The organism is Mesotoga sp. BH458_6_3_2_1 (genome assembly GCF_003664995.1).
Lineage (GTDB): Bacteria > Thermotogota > Thermotogae > Petrotogales > Kosmotogaceae > Mesotoga.
In genome coordinates this window covers 162,606-177,298 of record NZ_JFHL01000029.1, presented here as the reverse complement: position 1 = coordinate 177,298, position 14,693 = coordinate 162,606, and the positions used below count along the sequence as shown (strand labels likewise).

Genomic DNA, 14,693 nt, shown 5'->3' with positions numbered 1-14,693 from the left:
CGATGATTAATTCCCTTTCTGAGTTCATTCATGAAGCAAGCAAGTTGCAGAAGCGCGTGAGAATAAATTGCGTGCAACCGCATGATCGTAAGACAATGGAGGCCATAGAGTCAGTTGCCTCCTCTAACGGCAATTTTGAATTCACTCTATTCGGAAGATTAGAAGAGATAAATGAGGCAGCGTCTGAAAGGTTTCTGAACATGACTCGCGTAGTCGAAGGGGAATCCGAAGAGGAGAATGCTTCAAATGCAGTCACTGCTTTGGAGGGAGATATACCCGCCGTGCTAATGAAGGGTGACATCAATACCACTGTGTTTTTAAGAGCACTCTTCAAGAGCGGCAGAGTGAAGGCTAGCGGGAGGCTTATAAGTCACATTTCCTGTATGGAGATCCCGGAGTATCCAAGACTACTTTTCATAACGGATGGGACGGTCAACATCGCTCCGGATTTGAAGGATAAGGTGGAGATACTCAAGAATGCCGTAGAGTTTGCAAGATCGATCGGGATCAATGAACCAAAGGTGGCGATAATTGGCATAAACGAGCGAGTATCGGTAACGAATCGCGACCTCGTTGAAGGAGCGGTGTTATCGAAAATGGCAGAAAGAGGGCAATTTGGAATGTGTCTCGCAGACGGGCCAATGCCCATAGATACTGCCCTGAAAAGGGACGCGGCCCTGAAGAAGGGGATTACGTCAAAGGTCGGAGGTGAGGCCGACATACTAGTCTGTTCTAATCTGGAATCTGCAGCCAACCTCATTAAAGGCCTCGTACATCTAGGAAAAGCAAAGACGGCCGGGCTTCTTTTGGGAGCAGGATTTCCCGTTGTTCTCACGTCGAGGAGTGACAATGAATTCGCAAAAGAGGTGTCGCTCTCAATGGCATTAGTGAGTGCGGCGAGCTGAGGTGAAAGATATGGCAGTAAGTTTTATGATCGCCAACGAGGATATTCCGGCCGGTGCAAAGGTCACAGGCCTAACCGGTAAGTTGGAAGATACAATCGCTGCTGTGGCGGGTGCGGGTTTCAACTCCTTTGAGCTGATGATCGCCGACCCCGAAAAAGTGGATGTTGGAAAGGTTGAACGCCTTGAGAAACAGTTCTCTTTGAAGTGCGTATTTCTCTGCACCGGTGAGATGGCTGGAACTGCCGGCCTCTATCTGAATCACATAGATGCGAACGAAAGAAAGAGAGCGCTGAATTCCTTCTTGCTGGCAGCAAAAAAGGCTCATGATCTAGGAGTGAACCTTAATATAGGCAGATTAAGGGGAGTGATTTGGTCCGATGGTCTCCAGAGGTCACTCGAGAGACTTGGCGAATCGCTGGAGAGAATCGATTCGTATGTAAGGAGTGAACTCGAGGGGTTGTCCGTCTTAATAGAACCATTGAGGAAGGTTGTCTGCCCGATTCTTAATAACTGTGCCGAAACCGCCTCTTTTCTTTCTGAGAGAGAGCTGAACAGTTTTGGAATTCTCCTTGATTCTGACCATTTTGATGAGATAGAGGATTCCTTCTTTGTAAATTCGAACATTGAGCTAATAAAACATGTTCACCTTGCAGATTCGAATCACAAACCTCTTGGACGGGGAGCAATTGATTTTCAGAGCTTCTTGAATATGCTGAGCATATCCGGTTATGTCGGTGACTACAGTGTCGAAGTTTTCTGCGACGAAGATCAGATAGAAACTCTAAGGGATACTGCTTCATTTTTGAAAGCTTTCCCGCACTTCCTGGAGGGATCACTTTGAACAGATCGGCAGACACGAATCACTTTCAGGGAATCCAGCAGCAACTCTATAGATCAATAAGGGATAGCATCGTAGAACTGGAAATCCCTCCCGGAGCGAGATTGACGATAGAGAAGCTGAAGAGAATCTACGGCGTTTCTTCTACTCCGGTAAGGGGAGCTCTCCACAAACTGAAGGAAGATGGTCTTGTCGCTCCGGGAGCCGCCAAGAGTTTTTACGTAAAGGAGATTCTCGAAAATGACGTAAGAAAGCTCTTCCCCATAAGACTGGTGCTAGAGAAACTTGCATTGAGTGAATCAATTAATCGGATCGACAGAGAGATCATATCGAATCTGATCGTGAGGATGAGAAGACACCTCTCGGAACCGGAGGAGACAAAGAACAAAGTCCCTTACGATATTGACTACAAGCTACACAGGGAGATTCTGAATAACTGCAATAATGAATATCTAATCGAAATGATGTCGAAGATCTCGATACTGCTCGCCAGAATGCGGAACGTGATCAAATACTATCTTCTTGAACAGCAGAAGGACTGGATAATTAACGAGATGGAGGAACACTTCAAAATCGCTCAGGGCATCCTGGAAGGAGACCTGGAGAAGGCTTCTGCTGCCCTGGAAGTTCATCTAAAGCATTCAATGAATATCATATGTTCTATACTCAGTTCCAACCATATCGATTATGCTGCCAAAGAAAGCTTCGCCCGATTGGAGGATTAGAAATGAAGCATGCTATTTTGCTGTCTTTAAATGACAATGTCGCAACGGTGCTTGAGAAAGTGGATATCGGTGAAGAGATAGAGGTGAAAGGCGTTTCCGGATTGCAGATGCTAGTTGCGAAGGAAGAAATACCTTTCGGTCACAAAGTCGCTGTAAGGGACATCAAGAGAAACGATAGAATAATCAAATACAATAACAAGATAGGGATTGCAACTTCGGACATCTCGGCGGGCCAGCATGTTCACGTCCAAAATGTTGTAAGCGAACGAACGGAGATCAAAGAGGGAGGTGACAGGGCTTAGGCCAGATATTATGAAGACCATGATGGGTTATTTAAGAAGTGACGGAAGTGTTGGAGTGAGAAACCATGTCCTCGTTCTCCCCAGTGTTCTTTGCTCTTCGAACGTTGCCAGAAAGATTTCGGCCGCTGTTCCCGGATCGGTAGTGGCCAGCCACAATCAAGGTTGCGCTCAACTGGGGGACGATTTTCAGCAGACCAGAAGAACGTTGATTAACACTGCGCTAAACCCTAATGTGGCAGCCGTTCTTGTAGTTGGGCTCGGCTGTGAAAGGGTGTCCCCACATGAACTTCGGGACGTGATTCTAGACAGCGGAAAGCCTGCCGAACTAATAATGGTTCAAGACTACGGAACCATAGAAGCGGTAGAAAGGGGAACCGCAATAGTCAGGAAAATGGTGGAGGAAGCCTCGAAGATTGAAAGAAAGCAAGTTCCTCTTTCGAGACTGGTCCTGGGTATGGAATGCGGTGGTTCCGACTTCTCCTCGGGTTTGTCGGCCAATCCTGTTGTCGGCCAGACTGCCGACATTCTATGGAAGGAAGAAGGCCGTGTGATACTCTCCGAGACTACTGAACTGGTCGGCGCAGAACACCTCCTCTTTGAGAGAATGAAGGACGAAGAGATGAAGCGGCGATTCGCTGCCATGCTGGAGAGAATGATAAATGAAAGCATGAAGAATAGTCGAGACGTGGTTGACAAGGAAAACGTTCCAAACAATATTTCCCCGGGAAATGTCAGAGGGGGTTTGACCACACTTGAAGAGAAATCCCTTGGAGCTATGATTAAGGGTGGAAAGGTCCCCGTTGTGGGCGTGAACGAGTACGGTGAAGCGATAGCTTCATGCCCAGGACTCTACCTCATGGATACCCCTGGATATGACGTTGAATCGGTTACCGGCATGGTGGCCGGCGGTGCGACCGTTGTGCTCTTCACGACGGGTCAGGGAACACCCACGGGTAATGCTATAGCCCCGGTCATTAAGATAACCGGGAATCACGAGACTGCCAGGAAAATGAGCGAGAATATCGACTTCGATTGTAGCGCTGTGATATCAGGTGAGGAAACACTTGAGGAGAGTGGAAGAAGACTTTTCGATCTTGTTCTAAGGATTGCCGAAGGAGAGCAGACTAAATCGGAAGTTCTGGGACAGGACGACTTCTCAATCTGGAATGTGGGGATAAAACTATGAGTTACAGTGATTCTCAACTCGAAAGTCTTCTCTTTGAGTTATGCTCTGCTAACACAACAAATCCTCCGGGCAATGAAGATCTCGCCGTATCTATAATCGAGAGAACTCTCGCGCCGAAAGAAGTGAGCATAGAAACTGAGCGAGTTGCCGACAACCGTTCAAATCTCCTTGCAAGGATCGAACGCAATCCCGGGAAGCCATATTTGCTCTTCTCCGGCCATATGGATGTTGTACCGGCAGGCTCAAACTGGAATACCGACCCTTTCAAACCTGACCAGATAGGCGGGAAGCTCTACGCCAGAGGTTCTGCAGATATGAAGGGTGGTCTTTCGGCCTTAATTGCGGCACTTGTCGATCTTTCGGAGGATAGCGAGTTCTGCGGTAATGTGGCTCTTCTCGCCACGTGCGATGAAGAAGTCGGTTGCTCGGGAATACGGTACTTTCTTGAACACAAACCATTCGACATTTCAGCTGTGGTGATTGGTGAGCCGACTTCTTTAGGACTTGCCACCGGAGAGAAGGGAGCGCTCTGGCTTAAACTGAAATTTAGGGGTAAATCAGCTCACGGCTCACAGCCGCAAAATGGTGTCAACGCCATTCTGAGACTTTTTAAAGCATACAGTGAACTTTCAGACGCTTTCGGCAGAATAGAAGGACTTACCCAAAGTCTCAATATTATCCGTGGCGGATCGAAAGAGAATACAGTACCGGACGAGGCCGAGTGTATCATAGATATCCGCTTTGCCGATAATACCAGTTCCTCCGCTCTGGAAAAACTTGCAGACGATGTTATCTGCAAACATGAGGACTCAGAAAGAGTGACTCTTCTTAGCAGAGAGTCGTTCAGTTCGTCAGGACCGCTAACTCTGACAGTGAAGGATGTTCTGAGGAAGCAGGCCTTAAACTCCGATGAGCTCACAATGACGTATTTCACAGACGGTGCCTTCACCGCAGCTCACGGTATCGAGACGGTAATACTGGGACCGGGAGCCGCCTCCATGGCTCACAAATCTAATGAGTACGTCGATCTGGAAGAAGTTCGAACTGCTAGAAGACTGTACTCCGAGATTGCAAAACAATTCTTTGAAAGGACGGAATCGTAATGGGACTGAATGTGACATATAAAGACCTCAAGACTTTGTGTGAAGAGATCCTCCATGCCGAAGGCTTCCCTGAATTAACAGCCTCAGATATTGTAGAGATCTTGCTGGAGGCCGATCTTCGAGATATTCCCTCTCACGGTATAGCCAGGCTTGGCCGTTATATAAAAGAGAGAGAACGTGGAAACATCCGCTTAGATTCAGAACCACAAACAATCCATAACACACCCATTTCAGCATTAGTTGACGGCATGGGCGGTCCGGGACAATGTGTTTCCAAGTATGCTATGGATCTTTCAATACAGAAGGCCCGAAACTCGATGATAGGGCTCGTTTCGGTAAGAAATTCGAACCATTACGGGATCTCTGCCTTCTACTCGGAGAGGGCACTTTCAGAAGGAATGATAGGAATTGCCATGACGAACAGCTATCCGCTCGTCGTTCCCACCTTCGGCAAAGAGGCGGTTCTCGGCACAAATCCATTCTCGATAGCTATCCCGGGAGAGAATAGAGATTTCATTCTCGATATGGCCACAAGCGTTGTCACAAGGGGAAAGCTTGAGGTCTACGATAGGCTGGAGAAAGAGATTCCACTAGGATGGGCTGTCGATGAAACCGGTGGGGATACCTCCTCACCAAGAAAGGTGCTCACAAACTTCAATGAGAGAAACTCTGGGGGGATTCTTCCACTTGGGGGCTCAGGTGAAGCCTTTGGCGGCCACAAAGGTTACGGGATGGCAATTCTCGTAGATCTACTATCCGCCGGCCTTTCGCTGGGAAAATGGAGCGCAGAGACTTATTCCGGTTCGGAAGCCGGTGTCTGCCACTTCTTTGGTTGTATAAGTCTCGAGTTGTTCGGTGAACCTTCAGCTCTCATAGGCCATCTTGAGCGCATTGTAAATGGAGTTGTTGCCAGCGAAAGAGCAGAGGGCTATGAAAAGATCTACTACCACGGAGAAAAAGAGGCAAATGCAAGAGAAAGATCAATGAGAATCGGCATAGATCTTGATCAGAAAACCAGAAACTCGATCGCATCACTAGCTGGGAAGCACGCCATACCGACTCCGAAGGAACTCCTTTAGCCTTCTGATACTGAAATTGTTGTCTAGAACACCAACATGAAAACCACAATCGGCCTGAATGGCAAACTGTGGACAAAACTGTATGCAGAGGCTATTCCGGCAAAGTCCGCTATCAGATCTTCAATCTCTGCCGAACCTTTCCTGGAAAAAAGGTCCCAGACTTCCTTCCCGACGCCAAGAAATGCTGAGAACAGAAAACCGCCTGTGTCCCCAAGAATAAAACTTGAAAGGCCAAAGGCGGTATAACTAACAGAATAATGTAAGAATTTGTCGTAACCCGTTACCGCTAAACTTGCAAAAGAAAAAAGTAGAACAAACAGAACCAAAAATAATCTTCTCAAAAAAGTCTCTTTGACTCCTGATTAGAATTCGTAGAGCACTCCAAGTCCTGCAGAGAAGAACTCGGGAAGGGGCCAGTAATCTCCACCGGGGAAGTCTCCCTCCTGGCGAGTCTGATAGTCTTTTACTCTGTAACCCCTTGCATAACCATTGAGAATTACCCCATCGGAAATCGGTGTCATAACCTGGAACCCACCACCAACTGCAAGATGTGGTGCTCCAAGATCAAGAATTCCGATTTCCCAACCTTGTTCACCAAAGTTCGAGTCCTGTACCGAGCCCACACTAACAAGTAGCCTTACGGTCAGATTCATTGTCTCGAAAACCTGGAAGTAGATATCTGCATTGAACAAACCTATCTTATTGCTTGGATACCTGATGGCCGCCTGTGCACTCAACATGGCTCCAATCTTATCAGTAAATGGAAGCTGAAGAGAGAGATCCAAGGCACCGGCGCCCCATCTCTCGGGCTGATAAACTGGATTAGTGGCATTAATCCCAAAAGCACCACCTATAAGCGCTTTAGGCGTAGAGAAACCCAGTGAGACCGCAAAAAGGAGCAAAGCTACTAAAGCGACTTTCTTCATAAATACACCTCCCCTTAATAATTGCAAAGCTATTGGCGTTATTGGCAGTATAAGACAGATTGATTATACCACAACAGTATTGAGGTTCAAAGCCATTTTTGCTGCTCTATTCGGAAGAAGAAAACGTCCAGGAATCAAGATTATTCACAAGTCTGTCCGTTGACGCATCCTTCTTTCAACATCCCTCTTCGCTATATCTTCCCGCTTGTCGAAAAGCCTCTTCCCCTTTGCAAGTGAAATCTCAACCTTCGCCTTTCCCTTGTCGTTGAAGTATATTCTCAGAGGGATAATGGTCAATCCCTTTTCCTTGATCTTTTGATCGAGCCTCAGTATCTCCTTCCTATGCATAAGGAGCCTTCGCTTTCTGCGCGGCTCGTGATTCCAGACATTTCCATGTGTATACTGACTGATATTACATTCCATCAGAAAAATCTCTCCATTTTCGATCTTGCAGTAGGCATCAATCAGAGAAGCGCCACCAAGGCGCAGAGATTTGACTTCCGTACCGACAAGCTCTATCCCGGCTTCGTATGAATCCATGAGGTGGTACTGGAAACGTGCCTTTTTGTTCGTAACTACCGTTTTCATTTAGATCCCTCCGTCCCGCTGAACGGAATTCATTTTAGCACAAGTTTTAATGCATTTTAAAAAAGGGATCTTAATCAAGATCCCTTTTATGGTCTGCTCTCTATTATAGACAAGAGAAAACCATGCCCAAAGAATTATAACTTCTTTTTCGAAAAGAAATGGAAATTCTACACGTCGATTGTGAAAAACAGATTAATCACAAAAACGATAATCGGCTAGCCAATAACTAGGAGTGCAGGTCTCCTAACTACTTTGTCATTGACTTCAAACTCCAATGACGGCCACGTGCTTTCTTCAGGAAATGATAGGATCGAATTCTCTTCATTGCCTATCAAGACAGTATCTTCTGACTTCGTACCTCTTATTGTAGGATTCCACGCAACGGCATTTCCCTCACGAAGAGAGACATCGCTCTTCAGATTGGCATGTACTTCCCTTGGGAGATATCCGGCGATTCCTCCTTGATGATGGAACTTCCACTCACCGGCCTTGCCCACCTTTTCATAAGCCTCTATCAACCTCTCGAAGGCTTCCGAGAGCTTCACTCCTGGCCTAGAGGAGCCAATCGCCACAGCATCGACGTAGCAGTTCTGTTCGTGCTGGCGCATTACATCGTCTGCCTCTTCAAACGTGAAAGACCTGCTGGAAGAAGCAATCAAGCCCCTTCTCCTGGCACAGATGCTCGCAAATCCTCTTCTTCCAAGCTTAACGTCTCTTGATAGATTGTGCCTGTATCTGAGAGTGCTATCCTCCGAGAAAACAAGCGTCAACAAGGGTTCGATATCCCTCTTCGCCATTGCTTCATAGAAGAAACCTTGAACTTCCAGTTCGGTCATCTCACTCTTCAAATTCGGCACTATTGCGGAGAAAATTTCGTCGCATTCTCTGCCCAAAATCCTGTAAGTATCTATCTCTGACTGGCTCAAGAGAGTTCGCATAGGAGTAATGTCTACTTGCTCGCTGGAATACCTACCAGTATCTGAAAGGATCTTTCCTTTTACCAGTCCATCGACCAATCTCCTCTCTCCGAAGGGCTCAAACCAGCTGTATTCAAGAAACCCGAATTCTCCAAGAAGGCTTTCGTCAAGCTCGATCTGCTGGATTCTCTGCTTTTCAATGTTGTTGGTGATCATATAGACTCGGTCCCCGGTTATGAGTATCGACGCTTCTCCCTCGGTTGAGTTCAGGGTAATATGACTCCTGGCTCCAAAAGTGAACCATGCGAAATTACAGCATCTGCTTAATAAAAGGGCTCCAGCATTTCTGGCAACTATTAGTTTTCTCAGGCTTTCAACCCTATTTCTAAACTCTTCTAAAAGCATCTTCCCCACTCCTAAGCAAAAAAGGTTGGCTTTCATCTCCATCTTACCTGCTTTCGTGCAAAAAACGAGACGCTTGTTCTTTGTACGAAACTCTGAAAACCAACCCAATAATCCTTGCATTTCTCAAAACACTTCAAGCAATTGTTCCTTGTGTTACACATCAATAAAAAGGCGTCTTCCTCAATTCATCGATCAGGAGATGTGCATTACTTGCCCCAAAACGCGTAGCACCGAGCTCATGGTATCTAAGAATGTCCCTAAGCTTTCTTATGCCGCCTGATGCTTTGACCTGTATCCTGTTTCCTACCTCATCCAGCAGGAGCTTTACGTCAGATTCAGTGCAGCCGGTATCGGCAAAACCAGTAGATGTTTTTACGAAATCCGCCCCAGTATCTGCAACTATGTTAGCTCCTATCCTTTTCTCTTCATCTGTTAGGTAATGAACTTCCAGAATGACTTTCATGATTACGCCCTTAGCCGCATCTCTTACGGCCAATATCTCATTCTTCACTTCATCGTACATCTGGCTCTTCAGCCAACCTATGTTTATTACCATATCTATTTCACTTGCACCCTTCAACAGGACATCCTTTGTTTCAAAGACTTTAGATTCAGTCGTAGAATAACCATTCGGAAAGCCTACCGGTGCATCAACTCCAACTTCTGAATCCTTCAATATTTCCGACGCGTACTCAATCCAGGAAGCCCCAATAGCAACGGTCTTGAACTTGTACTCAATTGCCAGCCTGCAAACTTCTTCGATGTCCTTTTTTGTTGCGTCGGGTTTCAACATCGTTGAATCAATCATTCTTGTCAAGCTTTCTTCACTCAATGCAACTCATCCCCTTTCAAGGTGTGACTATTCCTCCATTAACGTGTATTGATTGGCCAGTAATCCATGATGCCTTGTCAGACGCTAAGAATGAGGCCATATCCGCTATGTACTCAGGCTTTCCAAATCTCTTCATGGGGATTTCTTCCAACCATTTTTCCCTCTTGATCTTCATTGTTTCTTCAATCATTCTGGTTTCAATAGTTCCTGGGCAGATTGCGTTGGAAGTAATATTGTACTCTCCAACCTCTAAAGCAACAGCCTTTGTAAATCCCACAACACCGGCCTTTGATGCACAGTAATGCGCATGCCTGTATGAACCTCGCACAGATGACATGGAAGAAATGTTGATAATTCTTCCCCAACGAGTTTTTTTCATAAGCGGAATAGCACTTCTAGTGCAAAGAAAGACACTCTTGAGATTTACCTGGATAGTCCTGTCCCAGGAATTCTCATCCATTTCTTCGACCAGTTCATGAGTCTGAATGCCTGCATTGTTAACAAGTACACCGAGAGAATCAAACCTGGATTCGATTTCCTTGAAAAGAAGAAGAACATCTCTTTCCCTTGAAACGTCACACGGGATCCTGAGAATCCTGTCTGCTTCTTGAGACTCATAGTCAGCCTGATTCAATGCAGTTTCGTCGATGTCTGTCGCCAAGACAAGAAATCCATCTCTGAGCAGACTGTTTGCAATAGCCAGTCCAATTCCTCTCGCTGCACCTGTTACAACTGCAGCTCTTGCGAGTCTTTTGTCCACAATTCTTCTCTCCTAACGATATTAATGGCTTCCGGCTGAGTGCCGGAAGCCAAAATAGTGCATTAATCCGCCGGGTAAAGTGCCTCCCATGCCTGTGGAGGAAGCATTCTCTCTAAACCTGCAAACCAGATTTCGGGGGCGTCCTTCTCTATTAGGATGATTGGAGCATAGGCTTCGACAGGGAGCTTGTCGGCTTCGCCCTTAATCGCCAAGTCCGCCATCTGGACTGCTATCTGTCCTAACTTCTCCGGGTATTGACCAACTACTCCTGTGAGCGGAGAGTTGGGAAGCATCATTTCCTGAACTACTGCCTGGTCCGCATCGACACACGTCACAAAAATCTTATCTTCGAGGCCTAGCTCCTTTATTGCTTTAGAAGCTCCAAGTGCCGGAAGACCCCAGGTGCAGTAAACAGAATTGACATTCGGATTCGAAAGAAGATAGCTTCTCATCTGTTCGTAACTGCTATTGACCGAGTCGATGACGGAGCATTCGAATCTCGCGACAATCTTGATGTCGGGGTAGTCCATTGCAACCGTATCAAGCATTCTGCTTCTGACCAACAAGCTATACCAGCCGGGGGTGTCAAAAACAACAATGTTTCCCTTCTTGCCGAGCTTGTTTATTGTGTAGAGAGCAAGTTTCTCACCGGCATTGAAATTGTCTGAAGTAACATTACACAAAGTGTACTGAGAAGGGATATCGATTGTTATGACAGGGATACCTGCTTCCTGGAGCTTCTTCATAACTGGTTCGAAAGCGGGGCCTTCGCCGCCGGCAATAATGACTGCATCTACTTTCCTGGCTAAGAAGTTTTCTACATCTGCCACTTGCTGACCAGTATCACCTCTGGCATTTGTGTGGATGAACTCATAACCATATGCTTCAAAAGCGTCTTTCAAGCCCTTAACTACTCCTCTGTTCCAGTCATTGTTCAGATGCTGACTTGCCGCCCCGATTATTGGACCGGAAGCCAAGAAAATACTTGCTGCAAGCATCACTGCTATCAGTAGAGAAATTGTCTTTTTCACCTAAGATACCTCCCTTTTTTTCCCTGTGGTATAATTCCTACACATATCGCAGTCTTCCTCTGTGGGCCCGTGAGAATGGCGGACATTGCAATTCTAAGGGGATTATCGGAGATCCTCCAAAGAATAGTTCAGGTCTTTCACAATGTCCCACTTTCGGATGTTTCTCTCGGGTCCCATAGGGGAATAAATGAACAGAAATACAAAGTCTTCATCACCGGTGTTGATCAACTTGTGACTCTCGTTTCCAGGAACATAGGTAACGTCTCCCGCAGCAAGTTCCACCTCCTCTCCATCGGCTGTCTTCATGATTCCTTTTCCTTTGAGGTAGATCATTACCTCTTCTTCAGTCACATGAGTATGGAACTCTGAAGCCTGTCCCTTACGGTAAATTCCTATACCTACTGAGAGATTCTCAGCGCCCACCTCTTTATCAATAAGAATTTGGTTATCTCTTACATTTGGCGGGGCCGCACGATAAACCGGTAACTTTCCAATTTCGAACTTCTTCACTAAAACACCTCCTCAAGTGTGTTTTCTTGCACCAGCTGCTATCCACAAGTGCTTTGTCGTTCCATCATCGGATAGTTCAAGAAGACTATCATAGATTGATCTCCATCTTCTGTACTTAGCCATGTAAACTTCGTTGGCTTCAACGGAAGGGAGATATTCGGTCTTGATACTCGACATTGACTTCACAGAAGACTCCAGCGAATCGTAAATCCCGCTCGCCGCACTGGCAATCATTACTCCTCCCAGAGCAGAACATTCGCGTGAATCGAAGACAGTGATTTTTGATTTCATGACATCGCTTAGTATCTGAGCCAACAGTTCATTTGAAGCTGCTCCTCCGGAAAAGCTCATCGAACTGGGCCAAAGACCAGTGATGTTCCTGATCCTTTCGAAATCGCCAAAGGCAAGCATCGCTGCCATTTCAAGAATTGCTCTGAAAAACACTTCCTTCGATGACCGGGAAGGTTCCAGTATGTCCCAATCAAGAAAGGCCGGCGCACAATGCCTCCAGTTACTTACATTAGTCAGATTCGACCAGATCGCCTGCAATCCATAAGCTCCCGGAGGAACGAGGGCTGCTTTTCTGGTTAGTTCATCGAAATCTTTGGCATAGACTCCTTCACTTTCCGAATTTCCACATCCGAATGTTTTGACAAACCAACTTATAAACGGTCCGACATAGAAGCTGCAACCTTCGTTGAACCATACATCTTTGACGCAGTGACATTGCGTTCTCAAAAAGAGTGCTTCGTCGGTAATAGGTTCACCGGTTGTCTGAGCCTCCAGCCAGAAAGTACCTCCGATAAGCGAAGATCTCCCCGGAGCAATGTCTCCTGTAGCAATCATCGCGGCCTGTGTATCTCCAAGAGGTACAAATACCGGCGTCCCTTCCAGAAGTCCTGTCTCGAACGCCACTTCCTTCGTAATGGAACCGACTCTGGAGTCCGACGGCACTAGGTCTGGGAGTATCTCGGGGCCAAATCCAGCAATCTTCAGAACCTCGTCCGACCACTCTAATTTCTTTACATCGAACAGACATGTTGCTGAAGCCATCGAAGGTTCCACTGCCGTTTTTCCACTGAGCTTGTATGACGCCCACCCTGCAACTGAAAGTGCCTTCCAGATCTTCGAGAAGCTTTCAGGGTGGTTCTCTCGCAACCACATCAGAATGGGCAAAGCATTTATAGTTGGGGAGTCGCCAGTAATTCGAAAAACTGTTTCTGCAAGACCAGTCTCGTTCAATCTCTTGACTTGCTCATCAGATCGAGGATCCGCATTGTGACACGCAAAAACAACCGAACCGTCCCTGTCTATGCAAACAAGTCCATGCCTGAAACTTGTCGTGGTAACGGCAATAACTTTTCTTGCATCGAAATCCTCAAGGTTCTTTCTGATGCAACTGCAAATAATCTTCCAGTTGCCCTCCGTGTCAAATCTGGTGGCCCCGTGATCGTCCTCGGTTCTTTGCCAGGGAATCTGAGCGACGCTCACCTGCTTTCCCGTTACGGCGTCAAAGATAATTGTTCTTGCGCTACTGGTTCCGCAGTCAACTGCTAGTATGAAACTAGTGTTCATGTGCAACCCTCCTTGCTGACAAGGATTGACGCTGAACAATGCTCAGAAGCAGGACGGCCAGAAGCAGCACCCCTTTCGAGATGTTCAGGACCATTCCCGGCGCGCCAAGCATAGCCATTCCTGTTTCCAGGCTCTTTAGGAAGAGCGCCCCGAAGACTGTTCCAAGAATGGATGCGTAGCCGGCAAACGCTGCCTTTCCGAGAAGCGCCACAACCAGAGAATCAAGCAAGAAGCTTTCTCCTATATAAGGCTGAATATAAGACTGACTGGCTCCTAAAATCAATCCAGAAAGGGCCGCCAGAATTCCTGCGATGGCATAGGTAGAAAGTGTAAGAAGCCTGACTCTTACGCCCGAATACTTTGAAGCGTATTGGTTGAGGCCTATGGCGCGCACATATCTCCCGTAGGTGGAGAACTCGGTTATGAAGAGCATGATTCCCAGGACCATTATGAATATCCAGATTGGAGTGGGAATGGAGAGAAAACCGCCTCTCCCACTTCCCATACTTATATAAGCAGCCGGGAATCCGTAGCCTATACTCTCCCCGTGTCTGATCGCAAACTGAAGCCCTTGAGCAATGAACATCGTGCTCAGAGTTGCAACAAACGGTGCAACATTGAATCTCGAGACCAGAAGCCCATTGAAGAAGCCGACAAAACCACCTATGAGCAGGCCAAGAAGAATTCCGAGAATAGCCGGCAGGCCAGAGTAGACCATCATGGTGACTCCGAAAATCGTTGCAAGACCTGCAATGGAACCGATCGAGAGATCGACCCCTCCACCTATCATTACCAGAGTCATTCCGAAAGCGACGATCGAAAGCATGCTTGTCTGTACCATTATTGATCTGAGATTAGACACTCTCAAGAACGAAGGAGAAGCAATCGAAAATACTATGACCATCGCGAAGAATATGACCACAATCAGATACTTCATCAGGAAGACTCTGATTTTATTCTGCAAGCTGTCTCTTTGGCTCCCATCGTATGTAATTCCATTCTCTTTCATTT

The 14,693-nt window shown here is 46.6% G+C and carries 17 protein-coding genes; 7 read left to right on the top strand and 10 right to left on the bottom strand.

Features of this window, described 5'->3' with window-relative positions; translation table 11 throughout:
* Positions 1-2 precede the first annotated feature (2 nt).
* Genes Y697_RS13500 through Y697_RS13470 form a run of 7 tightly spaced genes read left to right on the top strand, consistent with a single transcriptional unit; the run spans position 3 to position 6,138 of the window.
* Positions 3-905 (top strand): phosphate acyltransferase, encoded by a 903-nt coding sequence (locus Y697_RS13500; RefSeq protein ID WP_121552324.1) that lies wholly within the window; start codon positions 3-5, stop codon positions 903-905.
* Positions 906-915: 10 nt separating this feature from the next.
* A complete protein-coding gene (locus Y697_RS13495) occupies positions 916-1,746 on the top strand; it encodes a sugar phosphate isomerase/epimerase family protein (RefSeq protein ID WP_121552323.1) in 831 nt (276 codons plus the stop codon).
* Positions 1,743-2,468: a GntR family transcriptional regulator gene (locus Y697_RS13490; protein ID WP_121552322.1), complete on the top strand. Its 726-nt coding sequence runs from the start codon at positions 1,743-1,745 to the stop codon at positions 2,466-2,468. The genes Y697_RS13495 and Y697_RS13490 overlap by 4 nt, the downstream gene beginning before the upstream one ends.
* 2 nt (positions 2,469-2,470) lie before the next feature.
* Positions 2,471-2,770 carry a UxaA family hydrolase gene (locus Y697_RS13485; protein WP_183083828.1) on the top strand — a complete coding sequence of 100 codons (300 nt, stop codon included), beginning with the start codon at positions 2,471-2,473 and terminating at the stop codon, positions 2,768-2,770.
* Entirely contained in the window at positions 2,757-3,956 is a 1,200-nt protein-coding gene (locus Y697_RS13480) for a UxaA family hydrolase (RefSeq protein ID WP_220665751.1), read from the top strand. Before Y697_RS13485 ends, Y697_RS13480 begins: the two co-directional genes overlap by 14 nt.
* Positions 3,953-5,059 (top strand): M20 family metallopeptidase, encoded by a 1,107-nt coding sequence (locus tag Y697_RS13475; protein ID WP_121552319.1) that lies wholly within the window; start codon positions 3,953-3,955, stop codon positions 5,057-5,059. The genes Y697_RS13480 and Y697_RS13475 overlap by 4 nt, the downstream gene beginning before the upstream one ends.
* Complete coding sequence (locus Y697_RS13470) at positions 5,059-6,138, top strand: Ldh family oxidoreductase (RefSeq protein WP_121552318.1); 1,080 nt, start codon at positions 5,059-5,061, stop codon at positions 6,136-6,138. The genes Y697_RS13475 and Y697_RS13470 overlap by 1 nt, the downstream gene beginning before the upstream one ends.
* A 23-nt stretch (positions 6,139-6,161) precedes the next feature.
* Here the strand turns inward: Y697_RS13470 and Y697_RS13465 are convergent, their stop codons facing one another.
* The 10 genes from Y697_RS13465 to Y697_RS13420 form a co-directional block, all read right to left on the bottom strand.
* Complete coding sequence (locus Y697_RS13465; RefSeq protein WP_183083827.1) at positions 6,162-6,479, bottom strand: hypothetical protein; 318 nt, start codon at positions 6,477-6,479, stop codon at positions 6,162-6,164.
* Between the two features lie 21 nt (positions 6,480-6,500).
* Positions 6,501-7,064, bottom strand: coding sequence for a hypothetical protein (locus tag Y697_RS13460; RefSeq protein WP_121552316.1), 564 nt, complete (start codon positions 7,062-7,064; stop codon positions 6,501-6,503).
* Positions 7,065-7,208: 144 nt separating this feature from the next.
* Positions 7,209-7,652: an SsrA-binding protein SmpB gene (gene smpB, locus Y697_RS13455; protein WP_121552315.1), complete on the bottom strand. Its 444-nt coding sequence runs from the start codon at positions 7,650-7,652 to the stop codon at positions 7,209-7,211.
* 215 nt (positions 7,653-7,867) lie between these two features.
* A complete protein-coding gene (locus Y697_RS13450; protein WP_121552314.1) occupies positions 7,868-8,974 on the bottom strand; it encodes a Xaa-Pro peptidase family protein in 1,107 nt (368 codons plus the stop codon).
* A gap of 160 nt (positions 8,975-9,134) precedes the next feature.
* A complete protein-coding gene (gene deoC / locus Y697_RS13445; RefSeq protein WP_121552313.1) occupies positions 9,135-9,806 on the bottom strand; it encodes a deoxyribose-phosphate aldolase in 672 nt (223 codons plus the stop codon).
* A gap of 16 nt (positions 9,807-9,822) precedes the next feature.
* A complete protein-coding gene (locus Y697_RS13440) occupies positions 9,823-10,566 on the bottom strand; it encodes an SDR family NAD(P)-dependent oxidoreductase (RefSeq protein ID WP_183083826.1) in 744 nt (247 codons plus the stop codon).
* A gap of 62 nt (positions 10,567-10,628) precedes the next feature.
* Entirely contained in the window at positions 10,629-11,597 is a 969-nt protein-coding gene (locus Y697_RS13435) for a sugar ABC transporter substrate-binding protein (RefSeq protein WP_121552311.1), read from the bottom strand.
* Between the two features lie 102 nt (positions 11,598-11,699).
* Entirely contained in the window at positions 11,700-12,107 is a 408-nt protein-coding gene (locus Y697_RS13430) for a cupin domain-containing protein (RefSeq protein WP_121552310.1), read from the bottom strand.
* Between the two features lie 12 nt (positions 12,108-12,119).
* Positions 12,120-13,682, bottom strand: a complete 1,563-nt coding sequence (locus tag Y697_RS13425; protein WP_121552309.1) for an FGGY family carbohydrate kinase — start codon at positions 13,680-13,682, stop codon at positions 12,120-12,122.
* A complete protein-coding gene (locus Y697_RS13420) occupies positions 13,672-14,691 on the bottom strand; it encodes an ABC transporter permease (protein WP_121552308.1) in 1,020 nt (339 codons plus the stop codon). Before Y697_RS13420 ends, Y697_RS13425 begins: the two co-directional genes overlap by 11 nt.
* Between the last annotated feature and the right edge of the window lie 2 nt (positions 14,692-14,693).

Excerpts from the sequence above, each read along its gene's own strand:
- Y697_RS13500 (WP_121552324.1), top strand. The coding sequence starts at position 3 with ATGATTAATTCCCTTTCTGAGTTCATTCATGAAGCAAGCAAGTTGCAG.
- Y697_RS13495 (WP_121552323.1), top strand. The coding sequence starts at position 916 with ATGGCAGTAAGTTTTATGATCGCCAACGAGGATATTCCGGCCGGTGCA.
- Y697_RS13485 (WP_183083828.1), top strand. The coding sequence starts at position 2,471 with ATGAAGCATGCTATTTTGCTGTCTTTAAATGACAATGTCGCAACGGTG.
- Y697_RS13475 (WP_121552319.1), top strand. The coding sequence starts at position 3,953 with ATGAGTTACAGTGATTCTCAACTCGAAAGTCTTCTCTTTGAGTTATGC.
- Y697_RS13470 (WP_121552318.1), top strand. The coding sequence starts at position 5,059 with ATGGGACTGAATGTGACATATAAAGACCTCAAGACTTTGTGTGAAGAG.
- Y697_RS13460 (WP_121552316.1), bottom strand. The coding sequence starts at position 7,064 with ATGAAGAAAGTCGCTTTAGTAGCTTTGCTCCTTTTTGCGGTCTCACTG.
- smpB (WP_121552315.1), bottom strand. The coding sequence starts at position 7,652 with ATGAAAACGGTAGTTACGAACAAAAAGGCACGTTTCCAGTACCACCTC.
- Y697_RS13450 (WP_121552314.1), bottom strand. The coding sequence starts at position 8,974 with ATGCTTTTAGAAGAGTTTAGAAATAGGGTTGAAAGCCTGAGAAAACTA.
- Y697_RS13425 (WP_121552309.1), bottom strand. The coding sequence starts at position 13,682 with ATGAACACTAGTTTCATACTAGCAGTTGACTGCGGAACCAGTAGCGCA.
- Y697_RS13420 (WP_121552308.1), bottom strand. The coding sequence starts at position 14,691 with ATGAAAGAGAATGGAATTACATACGATGGGAGCCAAAGAGACAGCTTG.